General features: G+C 43.4%; 17 protein-coding genes. 8 read left to right on the forward strand and 9 right to left on the reverse strand.

Annotated features, from left to right (window positions below; all coding sequences use genetic code 11):
• Positions 1 to 57 precede the first annotated feature (57 nt).
• The 3 genes from BLQ87_RS20450 (at position 58) to BLQ87_RS20460 (ending at position 2353) form a co-directional block, all read left to right on the forward strand.
• Positions 58 to 939: a DUF6694 family lipoprotein gene (locus BLQ87_RS20450; RefSeq protein WP_074610468.1), complete on the forward strand. Its 882-nt coding sequence runs from the start codon at positions 58 to 60 to the stop codon at positions 937 to 939.
• Positions 940 to 1236: 297 nt separating this feature from the next.
• A complete protein-coding gene (locus BLQ87_RS20455; RefSeq protein ID WP_143010506.1) occupies positions 1237 to 1725 on the forward strand; it encodes a hypothetical protein in 489 nt (162 codons plus the stop codon).
• Between the two features lies 1 nt (position 1726).
• Positions 1727 to 2353 (forward strand): T6SS effector amidase Tae4 family protein, encoded by a 627-nt coding sequence (locus BLQ87_RS20460; RefSeq protein ID WP_074610471.1) that lies wholly within the window; start codon positions 1727 to 1729, stop codon positions 2351 to 2353.
• Positions 2354 to 2500: 147 nt separating this feature from the next.
• On the opposite strand, the gene BLQ87_RS34000 is transcribed toward BLQ87_RS20460, so the two are convergent.
• Entirely contained in the window at positions 2501 to 2740 is a 240-nt protein-coding gene (locus tag BLQ87_RS34000; RefSeq protein WP_218129462.1) for a hypothetical protein, read from the reverse strand.
• A gap of 9 nt (positions 2741 to 2749) precedes the next feature.
• On the opposite strand from BLQ87_RS34000, the gene BLQ87_RS20465 reads away from it, so the two are divergent.
• Positions 2750 to 3685: a serine hydrolase domain-containing protein gene (locus BLQ87_RS20465; RefSeq protein WP_218129463.1), complete on the forward strand. Its 936-nt coding sequence runs from the start codon at positions 2750 to 2752 to the stop codon at positions 3683 to 3685.
• Positions 3686 to 3751: 66 nt separating this feature from the next.
• On the opposite strand, the gene BLQ87_RS20470 is transcribed toward BLQ87_RS20465, so the two are convergent.
• The 7 genes from BLQ87_RS20470 to BLQ87_RS20500 form a co-directional block, all read right to left on the reverse strand.
• Positions 3752 to 4093: a DUF6370 family protein gene (locus BLQ87_RS20470; RefSeq protein ID WP_074610475.1), complete on the reverse strand. Its 342-nt coding sequence runs from the start codon at positions 4091 to 4093 to the stop codon at positions 3752 to 3754.
• 108 nt (positions 4094 to 4201) lie between these two features.
• Positions 4202 to 5137: a helix-turn-helix domain-containing protein gene (locus BLQ87_RS20475; protein WP_074610477.1), complete on the reverse strand. Its 936-nt coding sequence runs from the start codon at positions 5135 to 5137 to the stop codon at positions 4202 to 4204.
• A 21-nt stretch (positions 5138 to 5158) separates the two neighbouring features.
• Complete coding sequence (locus BLQ87_RS20480; RefSeq protein ID WP_074610479.1) at positions 5159 to 6262, reverse strand: efflux RND transporter periplasmic adaptor subunit; 1104 nt, start codon at positions 6260 to 6262, stop codon at positions 5159 to 5161.
• Between the two features lie 36 nt (positions 6263 to 6298).
• Positions 6299 to 9577, reverse strand: coding sequence for an efflux RND transporter permease subunit (locus BLQ87_RS20485; RefSeq protein ID WP_074610481.1), 3279 nt, complete (start codon positions 9575 to 9577; stop codon positions 6299 to 6301).
• Positions 9578 to 9588: 11 nt separating this feature from the next.
• Positions 9589 to 10986 carry a TolC family protein gene (locus tag BLQ87_RS20490; protein WP_074610483.1) on the reverse strand — a complete coding sequence of 466 codons (1398 nt, stop codon included), beginning with the start codon at positions 10984 to 10986 and terminating at the stop codon, positions 9589 to 9591.
• 175 nt (positions 10987 to 11161) lie between these two features.
• Positions 11162 to 12640 carry an arylsulfatase gene (locus tag BLQ87_RS20495; protein ID WP_074610485.1) on the reverse strand — a complete coding sequence of 493 codons (1479 nt, stop codon included), beginning with the start codon at positions 12638 to 12640 and terminating at the stop codon, positions 11162 to 11164.
• On the reverse strand, positions 12630 to 14144 hold the full coding sequence (locus tag BLQ87_RS20500; protein ID WP_074610488.1) for an alpha-L-fucosidase: 1515 nt from the start codon (positions 14142 to 14144) through the stop codon (positions 12630 to 12632). The genes BLQ87_RS20495 and BLQ87_RS20500 overlap by 11 nt, the downstream gene beginning before the upstream one ends.
• A gap of 157 nt (positions 14145 to 14301) precedes the next feature.
• On the opposite strand from BLQ87_RS20500, the gene BLQ87_RS20505 reads away from it, so the two are divergent.
• The 4 genes from BLQ87_RS20505 (at position 14302) to BLQ87_RS20520 (ending at position 17417) form a co-directional block, all read left to right on the forward strand.
• Positions 14302 to 15159: an EamA family transporter gene (locus BLQ87_RS20505; protein WP_074610490.1), complete on the forward strand. Its 858-nt coding sequence runs from the start codon at positions 14302 to 14304 to the stop codon at positions 15157 to 15159.
• 46 nt (positions 15160 to 15205) lie between these two features.
• Complete coding sequence (locus BLQ87_RS20510) at positions 15206 to 15967, forward strand: helix-turn-helix domain-containing protein (RefSeq protein WP_074610491.1); 762 nt, start codon at positions 15206 to 15208, stop codon at positions 15965 to 15967.
• Between the two features lie 30 nt (positions 15968 to 15997).
• Positions 15998 to 16399, forward strand: coding sequence for a VOC family protein (locus BLQ87_RS20515; RefSeq protein ID WP_074610493.1), 402 nt, complete (start codon positions 15998 to 16000; stop codon positions 16397 to 16399).
• Between the two features lie 61 nt (positions 16400 to 16460).
• Positions 16461 to 17417, forward strand: coding sequence for an NADP-dependent oxidoreductase (locus BLQ87_RS20520; RefSeq protein ID WP_083361972.1), 957 nt, complete (start codon positions 16461 to 16463; stop codon positions 17415 to 17417).
• A gap of 4 nt (positions 17418 to 17421) precedes the next feature.
• Here the strand turns inward: BLQ87_RS20520 and BLQ87_RS20525 are convergent, their stop codons facing one another.
• On the reverse strand, positions 17422 to 18267 hold the full coding sequence (locus tag BLQ87_RS20525; RefSeq protein ID WP_074610496.1) for an AraC family transcriptional regulator: 846 nt from the start codon (positions 18265 to 18267) through the stop codon (positions 17422 to 17424).
• Positions 18268 to 18387 lie beyond the last annotated feature (120 nt).

The following is an 18387-nucleotide window of genomic DNA, read 5'->3' on the forward strand; positions in this document are numbered from 1 at the left end:
TTAAACAAAAAAACAGATCTTTAAAAAACAAACGCTTAAAAGAGAAAAATGCACTTAATGAAGAAATTAGTTATAATCAGCAGTATTCTGCTCTTATTTTTATCCAGCTGTTCAGAAAAAATTGACGGCAGTTCTGAGGAAAAGTTCAAAGCCTCTGCTAAAAAAATAAAAAGTAAGCTTAGTACAGAAGATCAAAACAGATTTGAAGTCGCTTTAAGGGTCATCACCGCATCAGCTATGAAACATAAATTTGATCATCCAGAGGAAGATAAGAACAAATCTTTTAATGAAATTACCCTGGAGATGGTGAATGGTAAAAGTTACGATAATGTAGTTGATATAGCAGAACAATACCTGGCAGAGGGCCATAAAATGGAAATTGCTGGTTTGAAAAAAGATATGGCCGATCTTGCCGGCAGAAAGGCTCAGGAAGTTGCGTTAAAAAAAGAATTAGATATGTTGAAAGGGACCCTGGTTAAAATTGACCTGGTGAACGGAGAACCTACTATTTTTGCTGAATTTAAAAACCTATCAAAGGATACACTCTATCGGTTTACTTGTTCGGTATTTTTAAAAACAGATTCTGGAAAGTTCCTGACCTCGTCTTCGTCCAATTCACATACTGGTAAAACAAGTGCTAACGGAACTGTTAATCCCAATGATACCTTTATTGCCACGGCAGGGATAGGACAGCTCATCATGCGGGATTATCCTCATGTTCCATGGAAAACCATGAAATATCCAGTTAAAGACCTAACCCGGTATCATCTGGTTGCTGGTGGAATTACCAAACAATTGCGTATGTATGAACGGGAGCATGACCTATCTTCAGTGAAATGGGATTACTGGGATGAAATGAATTTCGTGAAGATGACAGCTTTAATCAAAAAACGGGAAGCCCAAAAACCAACGCTTGATGACCTCGAGCTCAGCAAATAAAACACAGTTAAAAAGCAGAGCGTAATTATAGTGGTTGAATTATATCCACTAAGCCCATATACTGATTGTGAGGAGATAGTTTGTGCACATAGGTGCAAATATAGCTCATTTGAGAAAAAAGAGGTTATTAATTTCCCCCAATGCCATTGCAATTAAGTAATTATAAATAATGGTACTGTTTTTGCAGGATAAGGAAAATCATTCTATTCAAAAAAAGGACAGCTAATTATTATGATGCAACGCCCGCTCAAACTATATCATACAAAAATCATCTTTAAGGCAGCCGTCGTCATTTTAATGCTTTTTTCACTATCCTCTTGCAAGGGAGGACGTCCGGATTCTAAAAACAACCAGGATACCATTCAAAAAGATAGTTCCATTGTTCAGAGAGATAGTACAACTAAAGCTCAGACCAGGCCTCAGCCTGTTGCGGAAACAGTCCACCTTCCTGAATCTTTTTACAAAGACATCCAGTTGATGGCAACAGATATTGTCAGGGTGAAGTTTTTAAAGGTCGATACTTTTAAATACAATGTAAAAGTCTACAGAACACAAGTATTGAAAGTATATAAAGGAAAGCTAAAAACAGCACAATTCCTTGATTATGCGGGGAGGTCAGAAAGAAACTTTGGCAGCAATCCAACAGATACGGTTATTGTTTTCCTTTACCACCATAAAAAACCACTTGAACATTTTGAAGACAAGAACCTGCGTTACAGTGTCGTGGAGGATAATGCGACCGTGGATAACTCAAAGTATATCGATAGTTTATTAAAAAAACGCTAAAATGGGCATCTCTCTTCCTCCATTCTCAGAATTACGTGTCAACTATCCTGTGATCGAGCATCAGGCCCTATTAAGTTCAATCGGTGGCGGGGTTAATTCCGTATTAATGGACAATGGCTGTGTGATCAGAATGAGTAAAGCATTCAATTATCTCGGGGATCCACCTATTCCCTTTGATCAATGGCCTACACCTTCATGGAAGGTAATTCCAAAATCGATTAATTTTGATGAACTCAGGAAAGCTAAGATCCAGAGGGATAACTTGCATAGCATTCCAAGAACATATAAATATGTGAATACCTTTGAGACCACCTATGGGGCGGACAAAAAGCGCTATTGTTTTCGGGTAAATGAATTCTTCGACTATATGAACCACAAATACAAGCAACCGGATCATAAAATACTTCTGGAACCACGTCAGACCATGCTAACTGTCGGACAAATTAGTCAACTCAAAAGGACGATTTATGGAAAAACAGGAATCATATGTTTCAAGGCAAAATTTGGAGCAGACAGACCGGGGTCAGCAGCATCAGGACATTTTACATTATGGGATGGTAATGTCTGTCTGTATGGCGATTATTTTCAGGACACAAGGACCTATGCCATTTATTTCTGGACCTGCTAATACAAGGCTTTCCATCTGATTCCCCGAGTATCGCCTCAATACCTACCTTTTGAATCTCATCCGATGAAATTCTTAATTCATAGCAACTACCCATACTTTTTTATTATAATTGATATATAGTTATTAACCGGCACTAAATAAACTTATTTATTCCTGAACGACAAGACACTTCTCGTCTACCTGAATAAATAAAACAAAACTAACGCAATGTTTATCAAAAAACCTCAAAACAAACACCTCTTCCTTGTCGCCCTTATTTTGATTATCGGAAGCATAGCTTCCTGTAAAGTCGCCCGCTTTGTTTATTACAATTTTGCTGACATCGGGGATCATAAAAAATTCCCTTCCCGGCAATTGCATAATGATGGTCCAAAATTCGTTTTCCATCAGACAGAAATGGGAAAATTTCCGAAAAACATCAAGATCTACGAACAAGGAGAAGTTCCTTTTGATCAATACCTGGAGGACAACAATACTGTCGCTTTTATGATCATTAAAAATGACACCATTCAATATGAGAAATATTTCAAAGGTTATGATCAGGCAGCCATTGTCCCCTCCTTTTCTATGGCGAAATCTGTGCTCTCTATCCTGATCGGTTGTGCGATTGATGATGGCCTGATTAAATCTGTTGAGGAGCCGGTTACCAATTACATTCCTGAATTAAAAGAAAATGGTTTTGATAAAGTCACACTGGAACATCTCTTACAGATGACCTCAGGTCTGGAATTTAATGAAGGTTATGGCAACCCTTTTGGAGAAGTAGCCACCTTTTATTATGGCACCAACCTGAGAAAAGCGACCACCAACCTGAAATTAAAAAGAGCCCCGGGAACAGCATTCGAATATGTGAGTGGCAACCCTCAGATTCTCGGACTGGTATTGGAAAGGGCATTAAAAACAAAAACCATCACCGCATACCTTCAGGAGAAACTATGGCAACCGCTAGGAATGGAGTATGATGCCAGCTGGAGTCTGGACAAAAAGAAAAACGGACTGGAAAAAACCTTCTGCTGCATCAACGCCAGGGCCAGAGATTTTGCTAAAATTGGCAGGCTTTACCTGAATAAAGGAAATTGGAACGGCCGGCAGATCGTATCTGAAAGCTGGGTGAAGCAATCCACCAAAATAGACACCAGCAGAGGAAGCGCTTCGTATTATCAGTATCAATGGTGGCTTCCTACGAAGAAAGGTGATTTTATGGCGGCAGGAATTTTGGGACAGTACATCTATGTCAATCCGGCAAAAAATCTGATCATTGTGAGGTTAGGAAAAAATAAAGGAAAGGCCGATTGGCAAGGTACTTTTATCAAATTGGCTTCTACCTATTAATCAGTCCTGCACCCTTGATAAAGGGTGCAGGCTACACCAGTTAAATATTAAATTGGAGTTGTTTGCTTATTTATCTTTCAATAATTTGAAAGAAGTGGCTTTAAATCTGCCATCAACAACCTTTCCTGTTACTTCTGCTTTTCTGATCTTGTTGCAAAAGCCATCTTTGGCATGGGCATCACCATGGTCATCAATGCTTGTTCCATCCACAAAATAAGCATGGCCGTTTATGCGCACTGCAAGGTCACATTCTTTTCCTTCCAGGCCAAACTTACATTCTCCGCAGGCAGTCTCCACCACCTGAGGCTTTTGTTTACTGGCAACAACAGTTTCTTTTTTTACTTTTTCCTGCGCCTGAACAGCAATTGCAAAACAGGCAAAAAACACGAGTGTAATCAGCTTCTTCATGGTTATTAAATTTTCTATAATATTAAGAATAATTCTTTCAATAATCCGAAACAGGAAGGCTTATTTTTTCATTTCAAAACGGCATGCTGATGGTGACCTTCTCCAACTTTATCTAAATGATTTCGGCGTCCCTTGCATTTGCCTGCGGAAAAAGATATTGAAGTTGGCCGGGTACTCGAAACCAAGGCAATAAGCAATCTGGGCAATATTCCATTCCGTATGCTTCAATAAAGCCACAGCTTCGGTCGCAATTCTTTTGGAAATGTGTTCAGACGTTGTTCTTCCCGTCACTTCTTTTACCGCATGGTTCAAATGGTTCACATGTACGGAAAGTTTATGCGCAAAATCATGAGCCGTTTTGAGCTCCAGAATATGATCTGTGGAGCCAATGGGAAACTGCCGCTCTAACAACTCCAGAAAAAGGGAGGTTAGTCTTACTGATGCATTATTTTCTTTGAAATAAGTATCTGCAGGCCTTACTTTTAACGCTTCATGAACGATAAGGTGAATATAATTGCGCAGCATTTCATATTTATGAATATAGTCTCCGTCTAACTCTCCCATCATTTTCACAAAGATCTCCATAAAAGTCTTTTCCTGCTCCTCATTGATATTGATCATCGGGCAATCGTGAATTCTCCAAAGCAAAGATTCCCTCAGGCTCTCGTTTCTTTTATGAATGAAATTTTCCGTAAACAGGCAAAAATATCCCGATTGGGTATCAGAGGTACATTCCCATGCATATGGAATATTGGGGTTGGTAAACAACAGTGCCCTGCCGTTTACCTCTATCCGCTGATTTGGATAATGAAGAATTCCGGAGCCAATGATCAGGGAAATTTTATAGAAATCCCTGCGGTTATAGGGAGTTGGATGTAAGGTACAATGTGTAGATCTTTTGAACACACCAAAATGTCCGATATCACTCACCATCTCTAAATTGGGGATACTGATATCCGGACGTATCACCCTCAGCCAGTCGTAGTAATCCTGTAAACTCTGCGTCTTATTCGCCAAGTGAAGATCTGGGTTCTTGGTTAACATTACTTTAATCACTATATAAAATTACGGTTTGATCACGTTACCTTCGCGAAGTTCTTCAGATGGTTCCGTAACAATTTCATCACCAGCATTAAGTTCGCCAAAAATCTCAGTTTTACCATCCGTTAATCTTCCTTTTTTAACGTTTACCTTTACGGCTTTATTTTGTACCACTTTCCAGACAAAGATCCCCTCAGCGGTCTCGAGAACAGCTTTTCTGGGAACCGTAAAAGTACTGGCATTTGCCGGAAGCGGGATATGAACCTCGGCCACCATTCCCGGCAACAACTCTTTGCTGGTATTCGGTACGTCTATTTCTACCCTTTCTGAACGCAGGCGCAAATCCAGCGCACCAGATAAGCGTTTTACTTTTGCGGTAAAGGTTTTTTCAGGCATCGACTTTACGCTAAAAGTCACCTCATGTCCATCTTTCAGGTAACCGGTATACACCTCAGGTATGGAAACTGCCAGACGAAGATTTTTCTGTTCCTGCAAGGTGAACAAGGGAAATTCAGACCCTTTCCCTGAAGGGCCTACATAAGCCCCTAAATTCACATTCCTGGCGGTGATAATTCCATTAAAAGGCGCGCGAATCTCCAGGTAGTCCCTGATATTGCTGACTTCTTTATAGGAAGCTTTTGCCGCTTCGAACTGTGCCAGATCCGAATTTCTACGGGCAACAGCCTGGTCAAGGTCATTCTTCGAAATCGTACCAGGGGTTTTACTTGTTTCATATAAGCGGTCGTAATTTGCTTTACTTGCCGTATACAGCGCTTCCTGAGCCTTCAATCTGGACTGGGCAGCTGCTAACTGCGAATTCGTTTCGGGCGCCTCCAGTGTCATCAATAGCTGTCCCTTGCTCACTTCCGATCCAATGTCTACTTTTAAAGTTTTCACAAAGCTGCTCACCTTGGCATAGAGATCTACCTGTTGAAAGGCACTCAGCTCCCCCGGCAACTGCAAAGCCGTGGAAAGTTTTTCTTTTTCTAGTTTAAAGGTAGCGATCTCCGGCTTTTTCTCTGTGCTGGTCACTTCCTTTTTTGCGGTGGCGGTACAACCGTTGATGATCGTCAACAGGGCTAAACTTCCTGTTAAGATCATGGCATTTCGTGTGCTGTTTGTTCTCATTAGTTTATATTTTATGCAGGACCAGGTCCTTATTAATTAATCTTCTAATCCTTTGATGTAATGTTTACTCTCTTTATCCTCCGGATCTAAGGAGATGGAAGCCGTAGAAACCTTTCCCTGAACCCATGCAAACACGAGTGGCAGAATGATCAGCACGGCAAAGGTGGAGGCAATCAAACCGCCGATCACGGCTCTTCCCAAAGGAGAAACCTGATCGCCACCTTCTCCATGTCCAATCGCCATCGGCAGCATTCCTGCAACCATCGCCACACTGGTCATGATGATAGGTCTGATCCTTAAAGCCGCAGCTTCTCTGGCCGATTCCAGTGCATTGCCATTGTGTAATCGCAAATGCTCCGCGTTCGTGATGAGCAAAACCGCATTAGCAATAGATACACCTACCGACATGATGATCCCCATATAGGATTGAAGGTTCAGCGTAGACCCCGTTAGTTTTAATAAAAGTAAGGAACCCAAAACCACCGCAGGCACCGTGGTCAAAATAACCAATGGCACTTTAAAGGATTGGAAATTCGCAGAGAGCATCAGAAAGATCACCACAATGGCCACCAAAAGTCCTGACTGCAGGCTCCCCAATGTCTCGTCCAGCACTTTGATCATTCCTACAGGCTGTACAATTAATCCCCTTGGCAGCTCCCCTACCGAGCTGATCGCTTTTTGGACATCTTTAGCTGCAGCACCAAGGTCCATTTTATTCAGGTTTGCCGTAACCGAAAGGTAAGGCATAGCCCCTAAATTATCATTCTCTCCATAAGTGGTATCGGAAGTGATCGTCGCAACGTCACTTAACACCGGGCGGTTTACATTTCTCAGTAAAGGAATCTCCCCCAAATCTTCTTTACTGTTCATTTGATTAAAAGGCACCTGAACCTGTACGCTATACGCAAGATTGATCTTTTCATCGATCCATATGTTTTTATCTGTATACCTCGAAGAAGAGGTGGAAGCCACGAGAGACCTTGAAATATCAGTCAGGTCTACGCCCAATTGTGCCGCTTTAACCCGGTCGATATTGACGTTCAACGAGGGATACTTAACGGCTTGTGCCAACTGAATATCCCGCAGATAAGGAATGCTTTGCAAGGCCTTCATTACCTTTCTCGCATACACTTCATTCTGGGCTTTGTTCTTCCCTGCAATGCGGACCTCGACCGGAGTTGGAGAACCCTGACTCAGCACTTTATCCGTGAGTTCAATCGGTTCAAAAGAAAGCTTAACATCAGGTTCCAGTGCTTTCACCCTTTCCCTCAGCTGATCTTTAAATTCTTCCATATCGCCATGATAATCCTTAAACCCAACCTGGAAGACCGCTTCGTGCGGACCAGCCATAAACAGGTAGATCGGGTTTACGGAGAATAAAGCAGGATGTTGCCCCACATATACAGAAGAGATGGACAAGTGTTCCGGACCAACGATATTTTTTAATTCTTTCAGAATCACCTGTACCTTTTCTTCTGTACGCTCTAACCTCGTCCCGTCTGGTGCGCGCATTCTCAATTGAAACTGACTGGAATTCACTTTAGGTAAAACATCCCTTCCGATATTGCTCAGCAATAAAGCTGCAGCACCGACAATCAGCACGAGATAACCTAAGACCACGATTTTCCGGTGCGGCATGATGCGGTCAAGAAAGCGCATGAAACGATTCCTAAAGCGCTCAAAGAGAGAAACTTTTCCATCATTATTAAAATCTTCACGTTCTACCAGTACTTTCTTTTGATTTAAAGTATCCTTTTCTGATTCCAGACTCAATCCGGTTTCTTTGAATACCGCTTCATCTTCTGTGATCTCTGCACCATGTGGTTTTGCTTTCTTCGGATGTGCCACCATCAGCCAGTTGGCCATGATCGGTACAAATGTTTGTGATAAGAAAAAAGAAACAATCATGGAGAAGCCAATGGCCAGAGCCAATGGCAGGAACAGCGCACCCGGAATGCCCGACATGGTAAATGCAGGTGCAAATACGGCCAGGATACAAAACAGGATCAATAGTTTAGGAAAAGCAATCTCCTTACAGGCGTCCCAGATGGCCAGAGCCTTGGGTTTACCCATATCAAAATGCTGGTGAATGTTTTCAATCGTTACCGTCGACTCATCCACAAGGATTCCGATCGCCAGTGCCAATCCACTCAAAGACATAATGTTAATCGTTTGTCCGAAAAGCTTCAAAAACAGCACCCCGGCAACGATGGAAGTCGGTATCGTGAGGATCACGATCAATGCGGCACGCTTATCTCCAAGAAACAGGAGCACCATCAAACCCGTTAATAAAGCACCGATCACCCCTTCACTGATCAAACTTTTCACGGCATTGATCACATATACGGACTGGTCAAATTCGTAGGAGAGCTTCACATCTTCCGGCAGGGTATTCTGAATCGCCGGCAAATTTTCTTTGAGCTTGCTCACCACATCCCAGGTGGAGGCATCGCCGGATTTGGCAATACTGAGGTATACAGAACGTTTGCCATTGATCAGCGCATAACCTGCTGTCGCATCCGCTCCGTCTTTCACTACGGCCACATCGCGCAGGTACAGGTTTTGCACCCCACCTTTAAACAAAGGGATATTCTCAAATTCTTTAACTTTTTGAATCGTATAGTTTGTTGGGGTCAGGTAGTTTTGATTGCCCATACGCACATTCCCTGATGGCGCCGTTTGGTTGTTCACCTTAATCGCTTCTACCACCTGATCCACGGTCATGTTATGAGAACGCAACAACTCAGGATCGACATTAATCTCGATCGTCCTGATGTTTCCGCCAAACGGAGCCGGCGATAAGAGTCCGGGGATCGCGGTAAAGGAAGCACGCACATACGTGTTGGCAAGATCCTGCAATTCATTATTAGAACGTATGGGACTGCTCAGCACCAATTGTCCGACGGGCAAGGAAGAAGCATCAAACCTGATGATAAAGGGAGGCTGAGAACCCGGCGGAAAGATTGCCTGTGCCCTGTTCGACAAAGCGCTGAGCTCTGAGGCGGCCTGCGCCATATTTGTTCCCTCATAATAAGTCAGCTTCATCAACATCAGTCCCTGCACATTTTTGGTCTCAATGGTTTTTACCCCGCTTGCAAAAAGCAATATATTGATGTATTGTTTCCCGAAATAAGCCTCCATTTGTGTAGGCGTATATCCCCCGAAAGGATGGGCTATATAAATGACAGGAAGGTTCATTTTAGGTAAGATATCTACCTTAATATCTTTGATGGCACCGATTCCGAAGAAGAACAATCCGGCAACAAGTACCAGGATCGAGATCGGCTTTCTAAGTGCAAAACGTATTAAATTCATGTAAGGGCTAATTAAAATTCGTTGATAAACAGGTCAAAATTTCCAAGTGCAGCAGATTTCAGCAGCAAGGCCTGCCATACATTGGTATAGGCAATATCCCGGTCTGTTTCTGCCCTGTTGAGGGTATACAAAGCCTGAGTGAGGTCTACAATTGTGCTGAGCCCGTTTTTATATAAAGTACTTTTTTGCAGATAGGCATCTGAGGCCGCCTTCACCTGAACAGGTGCTTCGTTATAGTTGTCGACCGCATTTTTCAGTTTCACATTGGCCATCGCAACCTGTGCCTGTAACTGCTGTCCGGCAAGTTCGTATTCGTTTTGCAATCCTTTAGAAAGGTATTCCTGTGCCCTAACCTGAGGATGAGCCCTCAGTATGCTCGTCAGGTTCCAGACCATTCCAACCCCTACAAGGTAATTCCCCCTTACCGGGTTGATGCCATCGGCGTAATTTTGGGTAAAGGCAGTTTGGTTTTGCGCATAGGCGGAACTAAAGCCTGATCCCCTGCCCTGCATTACCCCGAACAGAGAAAAGCTGGGGTAATAAGATTTGCGGAACAACTTCGCTTGTTCATCGCTCAGCTCCACCCTGTTGCGGTAATATTTTAACAGTGGATGGGCATTTTCATTGAGCAGGCTGTCCTGATACAAAATCCCGGGTACGCGCGTGATGGAGGCAGTATCCAGGACCATATCTGTTGCGGTAATGCCCATCAGTATGCCCAACCGGTTTGCCTGTTCCTGTTCCAGATCTTTAGCCTTGGTTAAGGCAATTTTGGCACTGGAAACTTCGGCTTTGGCCAAAGAAGAATCTACTCCTGCAATCAGTCCGTTGCTGGCCCTGATGACTGCGGTATTCTTAAAGGTAATTGCCCGGTCGAGGTTTCGTTCCTGCGATTTGCGAAGCCTTTGGGCAGCAATGAGGTTCAGGTAAGCCGCTGAAACCCGGATTTCGTGCTGAAACTTCTCCTGTGCCAGGTCGTTTTCATCTCTTTTGAGCAGCGTTTGAGCAACTTTGATTTTCTCTTTTATCCTTCCGAAGGTAAAGAAGTCCCAGTTTATGTTGGCAAGGTATAGCGCGCCAAAAGCAGCGTTCCAGTTCTGGCGGTCGAGGGATGGTCCGCTGGATGCAACCCCCAATCCGCCTAAGCCGTATGAAGGCCCGTTTTGTCCGTTAATCGTTCCGTAGTCCTGCTGTGCGGATAAACTCAGATTGGGCAGGTAATCCCGGCGGGCCTGCTGAACACCTGCTTCTGAAGCGCTCACATAATTCCCCTTTGCTTTAATGCTCCCGTAATTATTTAAGGCAGTGCTGATCGCATCTTTCAATTTGAGCATTTGTGCACCTGCGCCCGGGCTGCCAAGGGTCAAAATACCGAATAGTGTAATTACAAATAATAAGGGTTTAGGCATGGTGTATGATTTACACCACAAATTTATCCCCTGCCCATAAAATCAAAGTATTCAGTTCAAACCAATAATTATGAAATTCAAACAATTGTGCTGCTTTGGCATTAATGACATTTCCATTACAAGTCAAATATCGCACCCTCCACCTTCCGTTGCTGCGGTGGAAAGATAATTTATATTATAAAAAGTTCCAGGCCTTCACATGGGAGTCCCGGTGCTCTTTTTTTACGATCTCATTAAATTGTTGAATGAGCTCCGGATGGTTTGCCGCCTGGTCCCTGCTTTCGCTGCGATCAGTTTTCAGGTTAAAGAGCTGCCATGGACTTTGCGGATCTTTTTTCACATTGACGCGAACGCCTTTCCAATCTCCCATTCTGATGGCCAGTTGTCCGCCTTTTTCAGGATATTCGAAATAAAGGTATTCATGCTTTTTCTGTTGGTCATCTTTTCCCGTTAAGGTAGGAAGAAAGGACAGCCCATCGGTATCTTCCAGCTTTTGGCCGGTCAGCTCTGCCATCGTCGCCAACAGGTCGTATTGTGCAGACACCAGGTTTGTTGTAGATCCAGGTTTAATTTTCCCCGGCCATCTGGCCAGAAAAGGCTCCCGGATTCCACCTTCATACACATCCATCTTTAATCCTTTCAATCCATCAACACTGTTAAAGAACTTTGCATTTACCCCACCATTAAAAGTCGTCCCGTTATCACTGGAAAACATAATGATCGTATTTTCATCCAGCCCCAGGTCTTTCAGTCTTTTCATGATAAGGCCCACCTGTTTATCCAGAAAGGTAATCATTGCGGCATAGGTTGAGTATGGGTATTTGTTTGCCGCATAGCCCTGTTGCCCGTAATAAGGTCTTTCTTTGAACTTTCCGATATATTCTTTTACGTCCTGATCCGGTGCCTGTAAAGAAACATGTGGCAGTGGATAAGGCAGGTATAGAAAGAAAGGATTTTCCTTGTTGCTATCGATAAAAGCAAGCGCCTTTTCCGTCATCTTTTCAGGCGCATAAACTTTGCCTTTATAATAATCAAAATCTTTATCCGTCGCCTTTGCCGAATCTAATTGTTTATGGACATTGATAAAAGTATTGCCCAGTGTATCCCATTTTTCATTTTCCCATAAATGGGTCGGGTAAAAACTATGCGCTTGTTTTTGATCCAGAAGACCATAGTAATAGTCAAAGCCTTGTTTCAATGGAGAACCTTCCGTAGCATTCATTCCCAAGCCCCATTTACCCACCAGCGCCGTTTTATACCCAGCCCGCTGCATTAAGCGCGCAACGGTCAGTGTTCCTGCTTTTAAAGGCATTTGTCCGCGTTCTGTACTATCAGGAAATCCACCCAACTCGAAATTTCCACGGATATAAGAATGACCGCCATGTTTGCCTGTCATCAGCATTGCCCTGGCCGGGGCACAAACAGGCGTGCCGCTATAATGATCGGTAAACTTCATCCCCTGTCTGGCCATCTTGTCCAGGTTTGGCGTTTTGATCTTTTTCTGGCCATAAGGGCCGGTTTCAGCATAACCAAGGTCGTCCGCATAGATGTAAATCACATTTGGTTTTTGTGTATTTTGCTGACTGTATGCTGCACTGCATTGCAGGAAAACCGCTGCAATTATGAGCAGCTTTGAAAACAGTTTATTTTCCATAGTTGATCTTTCTCAGGCTTTTAGATTTTGTATCTGAAACTGCAAAATGGCTGATGGATGGAATGCCATTGGAAGCGGTAATGCTTAACCTGATCTTTGCAGCATGCTCATATTTAGGAAGTGTAATGATCTTACAGGCACCAATTTCATCTCCTTTATAAACAGTCTTCCAGGTGCCATCGAAAATTGCTATAGAAAAGTGTTGAACATGAAAATTTCTGATGGTAGAGAATCCATCACTCAGTGATTTCATTTCCGGTTGCTCCATAATCGTGATTCTATTGATTTTTTTGTTCAGGTCCATCTCTAAAGAAGCAATGGAATCTCCGGCAGTCCACCAGGTTTCCAGGCTATAATCATTTGCCTTCTCTGCTCCTCTTTTAGGATCACTATCCGTACTCGAAGCTTTTATCGCGGCATTAAAAGCCAGATTCTGATAACCGGCAGACAATGGTTTTTTGCCACCTTTAATTCCAACCCGCTCTGCCAATTCAATAATCCTGGCGCTTTCATGCGCTCTGATGCGGCCATGCTGATCGGGTGGAACGTTAAGAATCATGATGTTATTATTTGCCGTAGTCCAATAAAACAGTTCTTCCAGTTCATCTACTCCTCTGGCAGGCAAGATTGCTTTTTTCTGGAACCAGTTCCAGCGATCGGAAAGGCAAAGGGTATGTTCCAGGATCAGGTAATGATTCTCCTTGTTATACATATATAACTTAGGGTCGTCCCACCTCGCCAGATTTGGGTCTTTAGTCCTGAAATCTACAGGCCAGAAACGGATAGGATCGCCTTCCTGCATATCCTCTGGCTGCTGAACGGCGGTAATATTTTCTTTTTTTCCGATCGTATGGTTTACGGTAACCAAACAGCCCGGCTGCAGTTTTTTGATGTGTGCATATACTTCCGCTAATTTCCAGTCGGCATCTTTCTTTGCCCATCCCCCGTCAAACCAGAGCTCACAGATGTTTCCGTAATTGCTCAGCAATTCGGTCAGCTGTTTTTTCATAAAGCTGACATAAGCATCCGGATTGGGGTCATTATGCGAAGGCTCATGCCTGTCCCATAACGAGTAATACAAGCCGAGCTCTATACCATATTTTTTACAGGCTTTCGCTACCGCAGCCACTACATCCGTTTTTACGGGAGAAGAGGCGACGTCATAGTCCGTGTATTTGCTATTCCACAGCGCGAATCCATCGTGATGTTTGGTCACCAGGATCACATACCTGAAACCTGCTTCTTTTGCTGTTTTCACCCATTGATCACAATCCAGCTGATCTGGCTGATAAGAGGAAACCGGCAGTTTTCCGTCCGACCATTCCGTTTCATTAAAGGTATTCAGTCCGAAATGGATGAACATTCCATAGCCTCTTTTGATTTGTGAAAGCTGCAGTGCAGACGGCTTTTGCGCTTTCGAGACCGATATTAAAAAAAAAGGCAAAGCAAGGAATAGCAATAAAGTTCCCTTTATTATTTTAGATCTGTTGAATTGGACAAACATATGTTTTGGTTTATTTGGTTACGGGTTTCAAATGTGTTGATTGTGTGGTTAAACGAAAGTAAAGAATTCTTTTTCTATTTCCTCAATTTCCCCCTTTATCCTATGGAATCGCTATAATTTACTTAAATTTGCCCCCTCATTTAACTCCCGGCCCATCATGAAAAACAATCGACTGCTTCAGATACCACCATTACCCGCAGTTTTATTGGCCATCATCAGTGTTCAGGCCGGGGCTGCAATTGCAAAAGGTCTCTTTCCGGCAATAGGTCCGGCGAGTACCGCTTCTTTGAGGATTGGCTTATCAGCCGTCATCCTATTCATCGCCAACAGGCCAAATCTCAGAACGCTCAGTAAAGTACAATGGAAAGCGGTGATGCTTTATGGCCTGGTATTGGGCGCGATGAACCTGATATTTTACATGGCCATTAAGAGGATCCCCCTTGCACTGGGCGTTACTCTGGAATTTATTGGTCCACTGTTGCTGGCCGTATTAAACTCCAAGAAGGTCATGGATTACCTTTGGGTATTGCTCGCCGCAGTAGGAATCGCACTGATCGCCCCATGGTCCGAGAAAGGATTGGATTTAACCGGTGTCCTGCTGGCTTTACTTGCCGGCGGATTATGGGCAACCTATATTGTTCTTGGCGGCAAAATCTCTAAGGTAATGAAAGGCGGAGATGCCGTTTCTGTAGGGATGATTTTCGCGACATTACTGGTTGTTCCGTTTGGAATTGGCAGTGGGGGATTTGGGAATTTAACGCCTGGTTTGCTTTTGATGGGTGCCGCATTGGCCCTCCTGTCCAGCGCTATTCCTTTTACCCTCGAAATGAGTGCACTTAGTCAGATGCCGGCACGGACCTTCAGTATTCTCATGAGCCTGGAACCTGCGGTTGCTGCATTGTGCGGAATAGTATTCCTAAACGAGCACCTTTCCCTGGTCGAATACCTCTCCGTAGCCCTTGTGATCATCGCCAGCGCAGGTGCTACAATTACTTCAAAAAGGGAGACATTATAATTCCAATTTGAGCGTTATCTTCTAGAACCAATTCACATGCATCCCTATGCAAGAGACAAACAACGTAGAATATCAAAGGGCAGCACCTGACCATTTGCTGTCCGGCTTCGTAAAATGTTATTGGTCGGTGCACAATCCCGATCAGGAGGAAAAAAAGTTCAGCATCCTCCCGGATGGTCATTTCGACCTTCTTTTTCGTTCCGTTGAGGGCCAGCCTATCCGCATATCTCTAAGCGGATTATGGAACCAGGAAACCACCTCTATCGTACCTGGAAAAGCCACTACTTTTGGGATCAGCTTTAAGCTACCCGCTTCAGAATACCTGTTAAAAGAAAGCATTGCAGCGCTGGTAAACGCAGAGAAAGATTTACCTTCAGATTTCTGGGGACTTGAACTCAGGGATTTAACAGACTTCAATGCGCTGGTAGCAACACTTCAGCAAAAAATGCTTCAGCGTCTCTGTAAAAACATCGACAACAGAAAACTGCACCTGTTTGATACTTTATACACTTCCAATGGCTCTGTCACTGCGGAAGAAGTTTCCAATACCATTCTCTGGAGCAACAGGCAAATCAGTCAGTATTTTAAAGACCAGTTTGGGATTTCATTAAAATCTTATTGTACGATTCTTCGTTACCGCGCTTCTTTTGATCATCTGAATGAAAAAGAGCTGTATCCACAACAGAATTATACTGATCAGGCACATTTCATCAGGGAAGTGAAAAAATATTCAGGCGTTACGCCCGGTGTACTCGCCGAAAATGAAAACAACCGATTTATACAATTGTCAACACTTAAGAAGGAATAATTTTGCGGTTTAACAACTAACGAAATTATAATGGAAAAATTAAGCGAGAAAACAAATGTGATCAACTGGTTCGAAATCCCGGTAACAGATACTGCCAGGGCGAAGAAGTTCTATGAAACCATTCTTGATATCGAAATGAATACCCAGCAGTTTGGTGAAGAGGAACTTACCTTCTTCCCTGCTACGCCCGAGGTTATTCAGGCTACTTCGGGAAGGGTGACCGGAATTCTCTTAAAAAACGAATTTTCCAAACCATCTCAGGACGGAACTGTTGTTTATATCAATGCCAGTCCGGACCTTCAAAAAGTCCTGGACAAGATTGAGGCATACGGAGGAACGGTAGTCGTTCCAAGAACACAAATCATCGCCGGCTTTATCGCTCAGTTTATAGATACTGAAGGAAATAGAGTCGCGTTACACTCAGAATACTAAAAAACAACCGATGAACCTGACATAGTGATGCCGGGTTCATCTGACCCTTAAAAACAAAGAAATGAAAGCGATCAGATTGCACGATTATGGTACTCCTGAATCATTAGTGATGGAGGAAGTTCCGGTACCGGAAATAAAGGACAATGAAGTATTGGTAAAAGTTCATGCCGCCTCTGTGAATCCGATTGACTGGAAAAAGGGTTCGGGAGCAATGAAGGCTTTTTTCCCGGTTCATTTCCCATGGATTCCCGGTGAAGATTTTGCAGGAACAATCGCCGCAATAGGTAAAGACGTGCAGGATTTTAAGATCGGTGATGAAGTATATGGTGATACCGGACACGGTGGTGCTTATGCAGAATATGTGGCGGTGAAGACAGGTATCATTGCAAAAAAACCAGGCTCCTTATCCTTTACCGAAGCGGCTTCGGTCCCTCTGGTAGCGGAAACGGCATGGCAGGGATTATTCAAATATGCAAAACTGGAAAAAGGACAAAGCATTCTGATTCATGGTGGCGCGGGTGCAGTGGGTGCTTATGCCGTTCAGTTTGCCCGTCATGCCGGCGCGAAAGTAATTGTCACCGCTTCTGCTACAGATGAGGAATTCCTGAAATCTATCGGCGCAGATCAGGTATTAGATTATAAGAGCACCCGTTTTGAAGCCGTTTTGAGCAATATTGATGTGGTGTTTGACCTTGTTGGTGGCGACAACCAGCTGAGGTCCTTCCAGGTGATGAAACCAGGTGGAATATTGGTGGCCAGTACTCAGCCAATTGATGAAGCCGCAGCAACCAAACATCAGGTTACCGGGATTTTCATGGACATGAAGCCTTCAACCGCAGGATTAAACCGGATTACGGAACTGCTGGATGCAGGGGAAGTACGAACTTCGATCGCCAACATCTATCCTTTGGAACAGGCTACCGCAGGCTGGAACGACATTGCCAGCCGACATTCGAAAGTAGCAACCGCAGCAAAAGAGAAGCGTAAAAACGGAAAGACCGTGCTTCAGGTGATTTAATTGCTCAGGCCAGGTGTTGCTTTCTGTACTGTGATGGAGAAAGCTTTGTAACATCCTTAAACTGCTTGCTAAAATTCGGCCAGCTGTTATATCCACTGTTGTAACAGATGTCTAAAACAGGTCTGTCCGTCTCCCGCAGCAACTTACAGGCACGACCGATCCTGATTTCTTTGATGAAATCAAAATAACTCTTTTTGACATTTCTTTTGAAAAACCGACAGAAGGAAGGGATAGACATTCTGGTAATTCCGGCGACTTCTTTCAGGGAGACGGCGTCCAGATAATGTTTAAATGAATAATCGATAATCGTTTCTATCAACGCATTTTCAGCTCCGCCTCCCAAGCTGTCAAATGCGTTGGTAAGGGTTCTTTGTTCGGCAGAACTGCCGATCTTTTGCATGCTGTTTAGCAGCAGCTGAATTCTTTCCAGACCTTCTTCCTGTTCCATCTTTTTAATGATGACTGCAATATCCTCTGCCAATTGCCCTTGCAACTGAACCCCGGTATCGTTGTTTTCCAATGGCCTGCAAATGTTCTTCAGCTCCGGCAGGGACAAAAAAGTTTCCCCCATAAAATCTTTCAGAAAGTGAATCACAATCGCACTTCCTATCATTTTATGTTCCGATTTCCGAAACCAATGCGGCAGATTTGGACTCAAAAAGAAAACGTCACCTTCTTTATACTCTCCAATATAATCCCCGATTAATGCAGTTCCGTTTCCTTCGGTAATCAGGATCAACTCACATTCGAGGTGTTTATGCCAGGCGGTTTCGAAATCAGGTGTTTTATACGTCCGACAGGCAAAAGAATGGTGTTCTTCTACATGAATTTTCTGGATCAGTGTCTTCATTTCATTTGGCTATTCAACTGCTATATTAACCATAAATACTGTATTTCAGCACAAAAAATGATCAGATAACGTATTTTTTTCAATAAATAACAGTTGAAGCAGGCTCAGATTAAGCTGTAC

The organism is Pedobacter steynii (assembly GCF_900103665.1).
Lineage (GTDB): Bacteria > Bacteroidota > Bacteroidia > Sphingobacteriales > Sphingobacteriaceae > Pedobacter > Pedobacter steynii.

Excerpts from the sequence above, each read along its gene's own strand:
- BLQ87_RS20450 (WP_074610468.1), top strand. The coding sequence starts at position 58 with ATGAAGAAATTAGTTATAATCAGCAGTATTCTGCTCTTATTTTTATCC.
- BLQ87_RS20455 (WP_143010506.1), top strand. The coding sequence starts at position 1,237 with ATGCTTTTTTCACTATCCTCTTGCAAGGGAGGACGTCCGGATTCTAAA.
- BLQ87_RS20460 (WP_074610471.1), top strand. The coding sequence starts at position 1,727 with ATGGGCATCTCTCTTCCTCCATTCTCAGAATTACGTGTCAACTATCCT.
- BLQ87_RS34000 (WP_218129462.1), bottom strand. The coding sequence starts at position 2,740 with ATGGAAAACGAATTTTGGACCATCATTATGCAATTGCCGGGAAGGGAA.
- BLQ87_RS20465 (WP_218129463.1), top strand. The coding sequence starts at position 2,750 with ATGGGAAAATTTCCGAAAAACATCAAGATCTACGAACAAGGAGAAGTT.
- BLQ87_RS20470 (WP_074610475.1), bottom strand. The coding sequence starts at position 4,093 with ATGAAGAAGCTGATTACACTCGTGTTTTTTGCCTGTTTTGCAATTGCT.
- BLQ87_RS20475 (WP_074610477.1), bottom strand. The coding sequence starts at position 5,137 with ATGTTAACCAAGAACCCAGATCTTCACTTGGCGAATAAGACGCAGAGT.
- BLQ87_RS20480 (WP_074610479.1), bottom strand. The coding sequence starts at position 6,262 with ATGAGAACAAACAGCACACGAAATGCCATGATCTTAACAGGAAGTTTA.
- BLQ87_RS20485 (WP_074610481.1), bottom strand. The coding sequence starts at position 9,577 with ATGAATTTAATACGTTTTGCACTTAGAAAGCCGATCTCGATCCTGGTA.
- BLQ87_RS20490 (WP_074610483.1), bottom strand. The coding sequence starts at position 10,986 with ATGCCTAAACCCTTATTATTTGTAATTACACTATTCGGTATTTTGACC.
- BLQ87_RS20495 (WP_074610485.1), bottom strand. The coding sequence starts at position 12,640 with ATGGAAAATAAACTGTTTTCAAAGCTGCTCATAATTGCAGCGGTTTTC.
- BLQ87_RS20500 (WP_074610488.1), bottom strand. The coding sequence starts at position 14,144 with ATGTTTGTCCAATTCAACAGATCTAAAATAATAAAGGGAACTTTATTG.
- BLQ87_RS20505 (WP_074610490.1), top strand. The coding sequence starts at position 14,302 with ATGAAAAACAATCGACTGCTTCAGATACCACCATTACCCGCAGTTTTA.
- BLQ87_RS20510 (WP_074610491.1), top strand. The coding sequence starts at position 15,206 with ATGCAAGAGACAAACAACGTAGAATATCAAAGGGCAGCACCTGACCAT.
- BLQ87_RS20515 (WP_074610493.1), top strand. The coding sequence starts at position 15,998 with ATGGAAAAATTAAGCGAGAAAACAAATGTGATCAACTGGTTCGAAATC.
- BLQ87_RS20520 (WP_083361972.1), top strand. The coding sequence starts at position 16,461 with ATGAAAGCGATCAGATTGCACGATTATGGTACTCCTGAATCATTAGTG.
- BLQ87_RS20525 (WP_074610496.1), bottom strand. The coding sequence starts at position 18,267 with ATGAAGACACTGATCCAGAAAATTCATGTAGAAGAACACCATTCTTTT.